The 13,524-nt window shown below is 69.2% G+C and carries 9 protein-coding genes; 5 read left to right on the top strand and 4 right to left on the bottom strand.

The features are described from left to right. Nucleotides 1–65: 65 nt before the first annotated feature. Both OO63_RS01060 and OO63_RS01055 read left to right on the top strand, forming a co-directional pair. The gene (locus tag OO63_RS01060) at nt 66–947 is read left to right on the top strand and encodes a RecB family exonuclease (protein ID WP_030356235.1); all 882 of its coding nucleotides are present in this window, start codon (nt 66–68) and stop codon (nt 945–947) included. A 15-nt stretch (nt 948–962) separates the two neighbouring features. Further along, nucleotides 963–1,634 (top strand): response regulator, encoded by a 672-nt coding sequence (locus OO63_RS01055; RefSeq protein ID WP_030356234.1) that lies wholly within the window; start codon nt 963–965, stop codon nt 1,632–1,634. Between the two features lie 104 nt (nt 1,635–1,738). On the opposite strand, the gene OO63_RS01050 is transcribed toward OO63_RS01055, so the two are convergent. From OO63_RS01050 to metH, 4 genes are all read right to left on the bottom strand, one after another. Continuing rightward, nucleotides 1,739–3,319 carry an ABC transporter substrate-binding protein gene (locus OO63_RS01050; RefSeq protein ID WP_030356233.1) on the bottom strand — a complete coding sequence of 527 codons (1,581 nt, stop codon included), beginning with the start codon at nt 3,317–3,319 and terminating at the stop codon, nt 1,739–1,741. A 42-nt stretch (nt 3,320–3,361) separates the two neighbouring features. Continuing rightward, the gene (locus OO63_RS01045) at nt 3,362–4,969 is read right to left on the bottom strand and encodes an ABC transporter substrate-binding protein (protein WP_030356232.1); all 1,608 of its coding nucleotides are present in this window, start codon (nt 4,967–4,969) and stop codon (nt 3,362–3,364) included. A gap of 408 nt (nt 4,970–5,377) precedes the next feature. Then, a complete protein-coding gene (locus OO63_RS01040) occupies nt 5,378–6,073 on the bottom strand; it encodes an HAD family hydrolase (protein ID WP_030356231.1) in 696 nt (231 codons plus the stop codon). Nucleotides 6,074–6,274: 201 nt separating this feature from the next. Next, nucleotides 6,275–9,823 (bottom strand): methionine synthase, encoded by a 3,549-nt coding sequence (gene metH / locus OO63_RS01035; RefSeq protein ID WP_030356230.1) that lies wholly within the window; start codon nt 9,821–9,823, stop codon nt 6,275–6,277. A 255-nt stretch (nt 9,824–10,078) separates the two neighbouring features. Here metH and OO63_RS01030 point away from each other — a divergent pair, with 255 nt between their 5' ends. The 3 genes from OO63_RS01030 to glpK all read left to right on the top strand — a co-directional run bounded on the left by OO63_RS01030 (nt 10,079) and on the right by glpK (nt 13,496). Next, entirely contained in the window at nt 10,079–10,843 is a 765-nt protein-coding gene (locus OO63_RS01030) for an IclR family transcriptional regulator (protein WP_033263661.1), read from the top strand. 275 nt (nt 10,844–11,118) lie between these two features. Beyond that, entirely contained in the window at nt 11,119–11,904 is a 786-nt protein-coding gene (locus tag OO63_RS01025) for an MIP/aquaporin family protein (RefSeq protein WP_030356228.1), read from the top strand. 50 nt (nt 11,905–11,954) lie between these two features. Next, entirely contained in the window at nt 11,955–13,496 is a 1,542-nt protein-coding gene (glpK, locus tag OO63_RS01020; RefSeq protein ID WP_030356227.1) for a glycerol kinase GlpK, read from the top strand. The last annotated feature ends 28 nt before the right edge of the window (nt 13,497–13,524 follow it).

Here is a 13,524-nt window from a genome sequence, read left to right as displayed (position 1 = left end):
GGCGGGAGGGTCTGTCGTCGATGGTATGCGGCCGTTGTCAGTGGCGGGTCGTAGGGTCTGTTGTCATGGAAACCAGGACCGACGACGTCAGGGTGGCCGCGCGCCCTGCGTCCCTGTCGCCCTCGCGCGCGAGCGACTTCATGCAGTGCCCACTGCTGTATCGCTTCCGGGTGATCGACAAGCTGCCGGAGAAGCCGAGCGAGGCCGCGACGCGGGGCACCCTGGTCCACGCGGTCCTGGAGAGACTCTTCGACGCGCCCGCGACGGAGCGCACCGCGCCCCGGGCCAAGGCGCTCGTCCCCGGCCAGTGGGACCGCCTGCGCGAGGCCAAGCCGGAGCTGGCCGAGCTGTTCGCCGACGACGGCGCGGGCGAGCGCGCGGCCCAGTGGCTGGCCGACGCGGAGAAGCTGGTCGAGCGGTGGTTCACGCTGGAGGATCCCACCCGCCTCGAGCCCGCCGAGCGGGAGCTGTTCGTGGAGGCCGAGCTGGCCTCGGGCCTGAAGCTGCGCGGCATCATCGACCGCGTCGACGTCGCCCCCACCGGCGAGGTCCGCATCGTCGACTACAAGACCGGCAAGGCCCCCCGCCCCGAGTACGCGGAGGGCGCCCTGTTCCAGATGAAGTTCTACGCCCTCGTGGTGTGGCGCCTGAAAGGCCTGATCCCGCGCCGGCTCCAGCTCGTCTATCTGGGCAGCGGCGACGTCATCACGTACGACCCGGTAGCGACGGACCTGGAGCGGGTCGAGCGCAAGCTGCTCGCGCTGTGGGACGCCATCGTGCTGGCGACGGAGACGGGCAACTGGCGACCGCGGCCGACGAAGCTGTGCGGCTGGTGCGACCACCAGGCGGTCTGTCCGGAATTCGGCGGCACGCCGCCGCCGTATCCCCTTCCGGTGAGGCCGCCGGAGTCGCCGGACGCGGAGCAGGGCAGAATGGGCCCGAGCTAGGCGAAGGAGAGTTACGTGGCCATCCGCGTCCTACTGGTCGATGACCAGCCGCTGCTGCGCACGGGTTTCCGGATGATCCTGGAGGCCGAGCAGGACATCGCGGTCGTCGGCGAGGCCGGAGACGGTCTGCAGGCTCTCGACCAGGTCCGGGCGTTGCAGCCCGATGTCGTCCTGATGGACATCCGCATGCCGCGGATGGACGGGGTCGAGGCGACCCGCCAGATCACGGGACCCGGCCGGGACGGTCCGGCGAAGGTCCTCGTCCTGACCACCTTCGACCTCGACGAGTACGTGGTGGAGGCGCTGCGCGCCGGTGCCAGCGGCTTCCTCCTGAAGGACGCGCCGGCGAACGAGCTGGTGCAGGCGATCCGGGTGGTCGCCGCGGGCGAGGCGATGCTCGCGCCGAGCATCACGCGCCGCCTCCTCGACAAGTACGCCGGGCACCTCCCCTCGGGCGACGAGCCGGTCCCGGACACGCTGCACACCCTCACCGACCGCGAGGTCGAGGTCCTGAAGCTGGTGGCGCGCGGTCTTTCCAACGCGGAGATCGCCGCGGACCTGTTCGTCAGCGAGACCACGGTGAAGACGCATGTGGGGCACGTCCTGACGAAGCTCGGCCTGCGCGACCGCGTGCAGGCGGCGGTGTACGCCTACGAGAGCGGCCTCGTCCGGCCGGGAGCGCAGTAGCCCGGCGGCAAGGCGGCGAACGAAGAGCACGAGTGAGGGGGCGCCCGGTGGGCGCCCCCTCACTCGCGCTCGCCTCACCTCAGGCCTCGGCCTGAGCTGCGGCGTCAGTCCTTGCTGAGCTCCCAGAAGCGGAAGACGGTCGACGCGTCCAGGCAGGACTCCACGCCGTAGACGTTCTCCTGCACGACCGCGTACTGCTTGGCCTGCCAGACCGGGAGGACGGGCAGCTCGTCGGCGACGATGTCCTGGAGCTTGGCGTAGTCCGTGTCAGTCGAGTTGCGGTCGCTCTGCGCGGCCGTCGACGGGATGATCTTCCCGGTGATGTCGCTGTTCTCGTAGTGGTTCGACAGGACGTTGCCCTTGCCGAAGAACGGCTGCGTGAAGTTGTCCGGGTCCGGGTAGTCCGGCACCCAGCCCTTGACGTAGACGCCGTACTTCCCGGCCTCGATGTCCTTCTCGTACTGCTCGAACTCGACGGACTTCACATCCGCCTCGAACAGGCCGCTGGCGTTGAGCTGCTTGGCTATCGCGCGCAGCTCCTCGTCGGTGGCCGGGCCGTAACGGGACGGCGTGGACCACAGCGTCAGCTTGGCCTTGCCGTCGACGCCGGCCCCGCGCAGGGCCGCGGCGGCCTTGTCGCGCTGCGGGCGGGCGCCGTAGGTGTCGAAGAAGGCGGTGTTGTGGCCGCCGATGCCGGCCGGGACGATCGAGTACAGCGGCGTCGCCGTGCCCTGGTACACCTGGTCGACCAGCGCTTCGCGGTCGAGGAGGTAGGCGATGGCCTTGCGCACGCCGAGCTTGCCGGCCACCGGGTCCTTCATGTTGAAGACCAGGTGCTGCACTTCGGCGCTGGTGCCCTCGACGACCTCCATGTTGCTGTCGGAGGTGCCCTTCTCCAGGTCGGCTATGTCCCCGGCGGCGAGGCCTCGGTAGGCGACGTCGATGTCGTGGTCGGTGATCGCCTGCTTCAGACCCTTGCGGTCGCCGTGGAAGAAGCGCAGGGTGACGCCGTCGTTGCGGGTCTTGGCGGTGCCCTCGTAGCCGGAGTTGACGGAGAAGACCGCCTCGTCCTTGCCGAACGAGTCGAGCTTGTACGGCCCCGAGCCCACCGCCTCGCCGTCGGCGCGGAGCTTGTCCTTGGGGTACTCGCGGTGGTCGACGATCGAACCGGCACCCGAGGCGATCTTGCTCGGGAAGGTCGCGTCGGGGAACTTCAGCTTGAAGACGACCGTCTTGGCGTCCGGCGTCTCGACCTCGTCGAGCATCGGGAACATGATCGCCGGGCCGGTCTTGTCGTTGATCTCCCGGACGCGGTCGAAGGAGTACTTGACGTCCTTCGACGTCAGGTCGTTGCCGTTGCTGAACTTCAGGCCGTCGCGCAGCGTGCAGGTGAAGACCTTGGTCTGCCGGTCGGTGAAGCGGCACTTGCGCGCGGCTTCCGGCTCCGGCTGGGTGGCGCCGTTGGGGAAGCTCAGCAGTGACTGGAAGACGTTGTTGAACAGCAGCCACGAGCCGGGGTCGTAACCGGAGGCGGGGTCGGTGGCGAGGACGTCGTCGGACATCCCCACCACCACGGAGTCGCTGTCGGCGGCGGAACCGCCCGACTCCGATCCACAGCCGGTCAGCAGGGTGGCGGCCAGGCCGGAGGTGAGGGGCAGGGCCAGCCACTGGTTGCGCATTTTCACTTGCGTGCCTTGTCGTTGTTTCCGTACTCGGTGGGGCGCCGGTCAGTCGCCCACGCCGCGGGCGAGCTCCCACAGCTGCAGGTTCGAGGAGGAGTTGAGAGCCCATTCGACGCCCGTGATGTCGTCACGTGCGGCGATGTACTGCTTGCCCTGCCACAGGGGCAGCACCGGGACGTCATCGGCCACGATGTCCTGGATCTTCTCGATGCTCTTGCTGGCGCTGAGGCGGTCGGCCTCGCGCCGGGAGGTGGGGATCAGTTCGTCGTTGATGGTGCTGTTGCGGTACGGCGAACCGAGGAAGTTGTCCTTGTCGAGGAACGGCGCGAGGAAGTTGTCGGCGTCCGGGAAGTCGGGGAACCAGCCCATGCCGTAGACGTCGTACTTGCCCTCGCGCTCCGCCGGGCGGAAGGTGTTCCAGATCTCGCCCTTGATCTTCACGTCGAAGAGGCCGGTGGAGTTCAGCTGCTGCTGCAGCGTCTCGAACTCCTTCTTCGTGGCCGGGCCGTAGTGGTCCGTGGTGTAGTGCATGGTCAGCTTCACGGGCGTGTCGATGCCCGCTTCGCTGAGCAGTGCCTTGGCCTTCTTCGGGTCCGGCTGCTCGTACTTGTTGAAGAACGAGTTGGAGTGGCCGGTGATGGTGGTCGGCACCAGCGAGTACAGCGGGTCGGCCATGGAGCCGTACACGCTGCTCGCGAGCGCGCCGCGGTCGACGATCTGGGCCATGGCCTGGCGGACGGCCTTGTTCTTGACGGTCGAGGCGTTGGTGTTGAAGGCGAGGTAGCGGATCTCCAGGCCGGGCATCTCGACGAGGTCGATGTCCTTGCCGGGGTTCTCGTCCAGCTTCTTCACCTGCTGCGGCGACATGGTGCGGGTCATCAGGTCGATGTCGCCGCTGTCGAGGGCCTTGCCCATCCCGGCCGCGTTCACGAAGGTGCGCAGCTCGACCTTCTCGTTCTGCTGGCCGAAGGAACCCTTGTAGTGGGGGTTCTTGGTGAAGACGGCCTTGACGAGCTGGTCGCCCTTGACTTCCTGCTTGACGGTGTACGGTCCGGAGCCGTCCACGTCGAAGCCGTCGCGCAGCTTCGTCTTGCTGTAGCGATCAGGGCTGACGATGCCCGCGATCGGCGTGGCGAGCTTGTACGGGAACGTCGCGTCCGGGCTCTTGAGGTGGAAGACGACGCCGCGGTCGCCCTGGACCTCGATGGTCTCGACGTTCGACACGAGGCCGTCGACACCGCTGGAGTTGGCGACCTTCATGTCCCGCACCCGCTCGATGGAGAACTTCACATCGGAGGCGGTCAGCGGCTTGCCGTCGGCGAACTTGAGGTCCTTGCGCAGCGTGCACGCGTACCGCTCGTTGCCGGTGTCGGTGAAGCCGCACTTCTGCGCCGCCTCGGGCTCCGGCTCGCCGCCCCCGCGCGGCATGGCCATGAGCGTCTGCAGGGTCTGCCGCAGGATGTTCCAGGTTCCGGCGTCGTAGGAGTACGCAGGGTCGAAGGGAGCCGGGACTTCCTTCGAGACGGCGAACCGGTCCGTGGTGCCCACCGCGATGGGGTCGTCGCTGTCCCCGCTGCCCGAACCGCCACACGCGGCGAGCGTGGGGGCGAGCAGACCTATCAGGGCCGGCAGCACCAAAGTCTTGCGGTTCATGCTGGACGTTCTCCAGAACTCTTGAATACCCGTGTTTTCCGGCAACGGCGGGGTGGGGTTGATGGGTCACGGGGGGGGTGGGGCGATGTTCTCGCGACGAGATTAGTCCGCACCACCAGAGGCATTGGAGGGGACCGGAGTTGAGCTGCCATCACGCAGTGATACGGGGCGTGGACACACCGATAACCCGACACCGGAAGGTTTCGTGCACGGGCGTCCCAATCAGGACACAAGGTCACGCCCCGCCCGGGGGGTAAGGGCTCTCCGGCACAGGTTCGCGGACCTGTCGACCCTCTTCGACGTGGGAAACGTCACACTTTCAACTGGCCGTGCGCCCCGGGTATTTCAGCCACCCGAGGCTGGTTCACCGGCTGTCATGCCCGTTCGGGCACGCTTCTCGGCGGCTCCTCAGAGGCTCATCAGGCCGTGCAGGAACCGCAGGTCGACCTGTTCCAGGGACGGCACCACGGTGCGGCCCGCGGCCGGGGCGATCGGCGCGACGGACGGTACGGCCACGACACGGCAGCCCGCGGCCTCGGCGGCGGCCACACCGGTCGCGGTGTCCTCGATGACGGCGCAGCGGCCCGGCTCGGCGCCGAGGCCCGCGGCGGCGATCAGATAGGGGTCGGGGTGCGGCTTGGTGCGCTCCACCTCGTCGCCCGCCACGGTCAGGCGGAAGTGGTGGGTGCCGATGGAGCCGAGGATCCGGTCGATGATGCGCCGGTGCGAGGCCGAGACGAGCGCCGTCGGCACGTCGTGGGCGGCGAGTTCGGCGAGGAGTCTGGCGGCACCCGGCATCAGCGGCAGGGCGCGGCTGATGCGGTCCTCGAAGCCGTCGTTGAGCAGCACGGTCAGCTCGGCGAGGGTGATGTCGGCGCCGGTGGCCTCGATGAGGAAACCGGCGCTGCGGGTCATGGGGCCGCCGACGACGATGTCCCGCCAGGACTCGTCGAGGGTGTGCCCGAGTGCCGCGAAGACCTCGACCTCCGCGTCCCACCAGAAGCCCTCGGTGTCGACGAGGGTTCCGTCCATGTCGAGGAGAACGGCCTGCAGAGCGGAGCCTTCGGCCGTTCGGGTACCGAGAGCGGGAACCGTACTGGTCATCGGGCACACCTCCATGAGGGACGAGAAGGCCGGTCCCCCAAGGGGGACCGGCCTGAGAGCTGGACCGACCAGTGTACGTTCCCGGCGCCGAACCCGCGCTGCGATATTCGCCTCGGGGCGGGCGCCGGTCTGGGGGCTGCGCCCCCTTGCCCCCGCTTGTCGGCGCTTCGCGCCTCGTCCTCAAACGCCGGACGGGCTTTATTACCTCGCGTTGAAGTACTTCGCTTCCGGGTGGTGGATCACGATCGCGTCCGTCGACTGTTCGGGGTGGAGTTGGAACTCCTCCGAGAGTTCGACTCCGATGCGCTCCGGCTGGAGGAGTTCGGCGATCTTGGCGCGGTCCTCCAGGTCGGGGCAGGCGCCGTAGCCGAGGGAGAAGCGGGCACCGCGGTACTTGAGCGCGAACATGTCCTCGACGTCCGCCGGGTCCTCGCCGCCGAAGCCCAGCTCGGAACGGACGCGGGCGTGCCAGTACTCGGCCAGGGCCTCGGCCAACTGCACGGACAGGCCGTGCAGTTCCAGGTAGTCGCGGTAGGCGTTGGCCTCGAAGAGCTTGGCGGTCTCCTCGCCGATCCGGGAGCCGACGGTGACGACCTGGAGGCCGACCACGTCCACCTCGCCGGACTCCTCGGGGCGGAAGAAGTCGGCGAGGCACAGCCGGCGGCCCCGGCGCTGGCGCGGGAAGGAGAAGCGGGTGCGTTCGTTGCCCTGCTCGTCCAGGATGATCAGGTCGTCGCCCTTGGAGACGCAGGGGAAGTAGCCGTAGACGACGGCGGCTTCGAGCAGGTTCTTGGTCTGGAGTTCGTCGAGGAGACCGCGCAGGCGCGGGCGGCCCTCGGTCTCCACCAGCTCCTCGTACGTCGGCCCGTCGCCGGCGCGGGCCTGCTTCAGGCCCCACTGGCCCTTGAACAGCGCGCCCTCGTCGAGCCAGGAGGCGTACTCCTTCAGCTGGATGCCCTTGATGACGCGGGTGCCGCGGAACGGGGGCGTGGGCACGGGGTTGTCGGTCGCGACGTCGGAGCGGGCGGGGCCCTCGGGCTCCTTGACCTCGACGGCGGGCGTGTCCCGCTTGGGGACGCGGCGCTGCTTGAGCTCGGGCAGGGTGGCGCCGGGCACGCCGCGCTTGACGGCGATGAGGGCGTCCATCAGGCGCAGGCCCTCGAACGCGTCGCGGGCGTAGCGGACTTCGCCCTCGTAGATCTCGTGCAGGTCCTGTTCGACGTAGGCCCGGGTGAGCGCGGCGCCGCCGAGGATGACCGGGTAGTCGGCGGCCATCTGGCGCTGGTTCAGCTCCTCCAGGTTCTCCTTCATGATCACGGTCGACTTGACCAGGAGGCCTGACATGCCGATGACGTCGGCGCGGTGTTCCTGGGCGGCGTCGAGGATCGCGGCGACGGGCTGCTTGATGCCCAGGTTGACCACGTTGTAGCCGTTGTTGGACAGGATGATGTCGACGAGGTTCTTGCCGATGTCGTGGACGTCGCCGCGCACGGTGGCGAGCACGATGGTGCCCTTGCCCTCGGCGTCGGACTTCTCCATGTGCGGCTCCAGGTGGGCCACCGCCGTCTTCATGACCTCGGCGGACTGGAGCACGAACGGCAGCTGCATCTGGCCGGAGCCGAACAGCTCACCGACGACCTTCATGCCCTCGAGGAGCGTGTCGTTGACGATGTCCAGGGCGGGGCGCTCCAGGAGCGCCTCGTCGAGGTCGGCCTCCAGGCCGTTCTTCTCGCCGTCGATGATGCGGCGCTGGAGGCGCTCGTCCAGCGGCAGGGCGAGGAGTTCCTCGGCCTTGCCCGCCTTCATGGACTTCATGTTGACGCCCTCGAACAGCTCCATGAGCCGCTGCAGGGGGTCGTAGGCGGGCTCGTCGCCCTGCTGGGGGCGGCGGCGGTCGTAGATCAGGTCGAGGGCGACCTTGACCTGCTCCTCCTCCAGGCGGGCGATCGGCAGGATCTTCGAGGCGTGCACGATCGCGGAGTCCAGGCCGGCCTTGACGCACTCGTCGAGGAACACCGAGTTGAGGACCACGCGGGCGGCCGGGTTCAGGCCGAAGGAGATGTTGGAGAGGCCCAGGGTGGTCTGGACGTCGGGGTGGCGCCGCTTCAGCTCGCGGATGGCCTCGATGGTGGCGATGCCGTCGCCCCGGGACTCCTCCTGACCGGTGCAGATGGTGAAGGTCAGGGTGTCGATGAGGATGTCCGACTCGTGGATGCCCCAGTTGGTCGTCAGGTCCTCGATGAGGCGCTCGGCGATGGCGACCTTGTGCTCGACGGTGCGGGCCTGGCCCTCCTCGTCGATGGTGAGGGCGATCAGCGCGGCGCCGTGCTCCTGGGCGAGCGCGGTGACCTTCGCGAACCGGGACTCGGGGCCGTCGCCGTCCTCGTAGTTGACGGAGTTGATGACGGCGCGCCCGCCCAGCTTCTCCAGGCCCGCCTGGATGACGGGCACCTCGGTGGAGTCGAGGACGATGGGCAGCGTGGAGGCGGTGGCGAAGCGCCCGGCCAGTTCCTGCATGTCGGCGACGCCGTCCCGGCCGACGTAGTCGACGCACAGGTCGAGCATGTGCGCGCCCTCGCGGATCTGGTCGCGGGCCATCTCCACGCAGTCGTCCCAGCGGGCGTCCAGCATGGCCTCGCGGAACTTCTTCGAGCCGTTGGCGTTGGTGCGCTCGCCGATCGCCATGTACGAGGTGTCCTGGCGGAACGGCACGGTCTGGTAGAGCGAGGCGGCGCCCGGCTCGGGGCGCGGGTCGCGCACGGTCGGGGTCAGGCCGCGGACGCGCTCGACGACCTGGCGCAGGTGCTCGGGGGTGGTGCCGCAGCAGCCGCCGACCAGGGACAGGCCGTACTCGCGGACGAAGGTCTCCTGGGCGTCGGCCAGCTCGGAGGCCGTCAGGGGGTAGTGCGCGCCGTCCTTGCCGAGGACGGGCAGGCCGGCGTTGGGCATGCAGAGGATCGGGACGCGGGAGTGCCGGGCGAGGTAGCGCAGGTGCTCGCTCATCTCGGCCGGGCCCGTGGCGCAGTTCAGGCCGATCATGTCGATGCCCAGCGGCTCCAGGGCGGTCAGCGCGGCGCCGATCTCGGAGCCGAGCAGCATGGTGCCGGTGGTCTCGACGGTGACGGAGCAGATCAGCGGCACGGTGGCGCCGGTGGCGTCCAGGGCGCGGCGGGCGCCGAGGAGGGCGGCCTTGGTCTGCAGCAGGTCCTGGGTGGTCTCCACGAGGAGGGCGTCGGCGCCGCCCGCGATCATGCCTTCGGCGTTCTGCTGGTAGGCGTCGCGCAGCAGGGTGTACGGGGCGTGGCCGAGGGTGGGCAGCTTGGTGCCGGGGCCCATGGAGCCGAGGACCCAGCGCTGCCGGCCGGTGGAGACGGTGAACTCGTCGGCGACCTCGCGGGCGATGCGGGCGCCGGACTCGGAGAGCTCGAAGACACGCTCGGGGATGTCGTACTCGCCGAGCGCCGCGTAGTTTGCGCCGAAGGTGTTGGTCTCGACGCAGTCGACGCCCGCGGCGAAGTACTCGCGGTGGACGGAGGCCACGATGTCTGGGCGCGTGATGTTCAGGATCTCGTTGCAGCCCTCGAGGTTCTGGAAGTCCTCGAGGCTGGGGTCCTGTGCCTGCAGCATGGTGCCCATCGCTCCGTCGGCGACCACCACGCGGGTCGCCAGTGCTTCGCGGAGGGCGTCGGCCCGGTTCCCGGCGGAGGTGTCCACCGAGGAAGCGGATGAGGGGGTCGGCAACGAGGCCATGAATGAGCTCCCTGGAGTGCGACGGCTGTCGGCTTTGCGGGTTCCTTGGGGACCCGCACCCGGCCAGGGTAGCGGGGACCCCGGTCCCACCGTGAGAGCGTCCCAGCGGGCGGACCCCTTCGCCACGTGGCCGGAACTGTTCGGCCGACCTCGCGTGGCGCAAACGCCGCGCACGCACCCTTAGCCAGAGGTCGGCAACGACCGATAGTGTTCAGCATTGTCGAACGTCAACCGGGGATGGAGGACAGGGCTGCGATGGCACGGAACATCCAGTCGCTCGAGCGGGCCGCCGCGATGCTGCGCCTGCTGGCGGGCGGCGAGCGCCGGCTGGGCCTCTCGGACATCGCCTCCGCCCTCGGACTCGCCAAGGGCACGGCCCACGGCATCCTGCGCACCCTCCAGCAGGAGGGCTTCGTCGAGCAGGACGCGGCATCGGGCCGCTATCAGCTGGGCGCGGAGCTGCTGCGCCTCGGCAACAGCTATCTGGACGTGCACGAGCTGCGCGCCCGCGCCCTGGTGTGGACCGACGACCTGGCCCGCTCCAGCGGCGAGAGCGTGTACCTGGGCGTCCTGCACCAGCAGGGCGTGCTGATCGTGCACCACGTCTTCCGCCCCGACGACAGCCGCCAGGTCCTGGAGGTCGGCGCCATGCAGCCGCTGCACTCCACGGCGCTCGGCAAGGTGCTCGCGGCGTACGACCCGGTGGCGCACAGCGAGGCCCTGGAGGCCGAGCGGGAGTCGTTCACGGCGCACACCGTGAGCGCGCCGGAGGCGTTCGAGGGCGTCCTCGACCTCACGCGCGCGCGGGGGTACGCGGCGGACGTCGAGGAGACCTGGGAGGGCATCGCGTCCGTGGCGGCGCCCATCCACTACCGGCGGCGGATGCCGGTGGGTGCGGTGGGGATCACGGGGGCCGTGGAGCGGGTGTGCCCCTCGGGCGAGCTGCGGCCCGAGCTGATCGCCGCCGTCCGGGACTGCGCCCGGGCCGTCTCCCGCGATCTGGGCGCGAGCCGGTTCTGACCTGGGGCCCGGCGCGCGCCCGCGCGTTTCTGGTTGCGACTCCGGCGATAACCCAGAACGATCAATAACGATCGTGTTTTCAATTACAGAACTCTTGACGCGCTGGTAACCCCACGGCCAGACTCGCGTCCACCGGTCGGCATTGTCGAACACCTAACGGCATTACGCGTTACAGTGGGGCAAGCCAGGGTCGGCAACGCCCTCACCTGAGGGCGCGGACCACCGGAGGGACCCGGGGTTCGCCTTTCCCTGGACGAAGGACAAAGGAGTCGCGGGTGTCCAGCTCCGACATCTTCATCGGCGAGACCATCGGTACCGCCGTGCTCATCCTGCTCGGTGGTGGCGTGTGCGCCGCCGTCACGCTCAAGCGCTCGAAGGCCAAGGACGCGGGCTGGCTCGCGATCACGTTCGGCTGGGGCTTCGCCGTACTGACCGGCGCCTACCTCGCGGGCGGCGTCTCCGGCGCGCACCTCAACCCGGCGGTCACCGTCGGCCTCGCCGTGGACGGCGGCACCAAGTGGAGCGACGTGCCGATCTACCTCGGCTCGCAGTTCCTCGGCGCCATGATCGGTGCGGTGCTCGTGTGGGCCACGTACTACGGCCAGTTCCAGGCCCACCTCACGGACCCGGAGATCGTGAACGCCAAGTCCGGTGACGAGGGCATGGTCGACCTGAAGGCCGCGCCCAAGGCAGGACCCGTGCTCGGCATCTTCTCCACCGGTCCGGAGATCCGGAACGTCGCCCAGAACCTGGTCACCGAGATCATCGCCACGACCGTGCTCGTCCTGGCGATCCTCACCCAGGGCCTCAACGACGGCGGCAACGGCCTCGGCGTCCTCGGCGCCCTGATCACCGCGCTCGTCGTGGTCGGCATCGGCCTCTCGCTCGGCGGCCCCACGGGCTACGCCATCAACCCGGTCCGTGACCTCGGCCCGCGCGTCGTGCACGCGCTGCTCCCGCTCCCCAACAAGGGTGGCTCCGACTGGTCGTACGCGTGGATTCCCGTCGTCGGACCGCTGATCGGCGGCGCTCTCGCCGCGTACATCTTCAAGCTGTTCTGAGCGACCACGCCGACCACGCCGAGAACCCGACGGACTTTCAGGAGCACACCGTGACCGACGCACACACCGCAGGCCCCTTCATCGCCGCGATCGACCAGGGCACCACTTCCAGCCGCTGCATCGTCTTCGACCGCGACGGACGCATCGTCTCCGTCGACCAGAAGGAGCACGAGCAGATCTTCCCGAAGCCGGGCTGGGTCGAGCACAACGCCACCGAGATCTGGACCAACGTCGAGGAAGTCGTCGCCGGGGCCATCTCCAAGGCCGGCATCACCAGCGCCGACATCAAGGCCATCGGCATCACCAACCAGCGTGAGACCACGCTGCTGTGGGACAAGAACACCGGCGAGCCGGTGTACAACGCCATCGTCTGGCAGGACACCCGCACCGACGCCCTCTGCAAGGAGCTCGGCCGCAACGTCGGCCAGGACCGCTTCCGCCGCGAGACGGGCCTGCCGCTCGCCTCCTACTTCGCCGGGCCCAAGGCCCGCTGGCTGCTCGACAACGTCGACGGCCTGCGCGAGCGCGCCGAGGCGGGCGACATCCTCTTCGGCACCATGGACTCCTGGGTCATCTGGAACCTGACGGGCGGGGTGAACGGCGGCAAGCACGTCACCGACGTCACCAACGCCTCGCGCACCATGCTGATGAACCTGCACACCATGGAGTGGGACGAGCGCATCGCCGAGTCCATCGGCGTGCCGACCCAGATCCTCCCCGAGATCCGCTCCTCCGCCGAGGTCTACGGCGAGGTCACCGGCGGCAAGCTCGGCGACATCCTGGGCGGCATCCCGGTCGCCTCCGCCCTCGGCGACCAGCAGGCGGCCCTGTTCGGCCAGACCTGCTTCGAGGAGGGCGAGGCCAAGTCCACGTACGGCACCGGCACCTTCATGCTGATGAACACCGGCGAGAAGGCCATCAACTCGTACTCCGGACTGCTCACCACCGTGGGCTACCAGATCGGCGAGCAGAAGCCGGTCTACGCCCTCGAGGGCTCCATCGCCGTCACCGGCTCGCTCGTGCAGTGGATGCGCGACCAGATGGGCCTGATCAACTCCGCCGCCGAGATCGAGACGCTCGCGTCCTCGGTCGACGACAACGGCGGCGCGTACTTCGTACCGGCCTTCTCGGGCCTGTTCGCCCCGTACTGGCGTTCCGACGCCCGCGGTGTGATCGCCGGTCTGACCCGGTACGTCACCAAGGCGCACATCGCGCGCGCCGTTCTGGAGGCCACCGCCTGGCAGACCCGTGAGATCACCGACGCCATGACGAAGGACTCCGGCGTCGAGCTCGCGGCCCTCAAGGTCGACGGCGGCATGACCTCCAACAACCTGCTGATGCAGACCCTCTCGGACTTCCTGGACGCGCCGGTGGTGCGCCCCATGGTCGCCGAGACGACCTGCCTCGGCGCCGCCTATGCCGCCGGTCTCGCCGTCGGCTTCTGGTCCTCCACCGACGACCTGCGCGCCAACTGGCGCCGGGCCGCGGAGTGGACCCCCCGCATGGACGCGGACATCCGCGACCGTGAGTACAAGAACTGGCTCAAGGCCGTCGAGCGGACCATGGGCTGGCTCGAGGACGACGAGAGCTGAACCGCACTCAGCTCAGCTGACGAGGAGT

The organism is Streptomyces alboflavus (assembly GCF_000716675.1).
Lineage (GTDB): Bacteria > Actinomycetota > Actinomycetes > Streptomycetales > Streptomycetaceae > Streptomyces > Streptomyces alboflavus.
The sequence above is the reverse complement of the archived record's forward strand: the minus strand, read 5'-3'. Positions and strand labels throughout refer to the sequence as shown.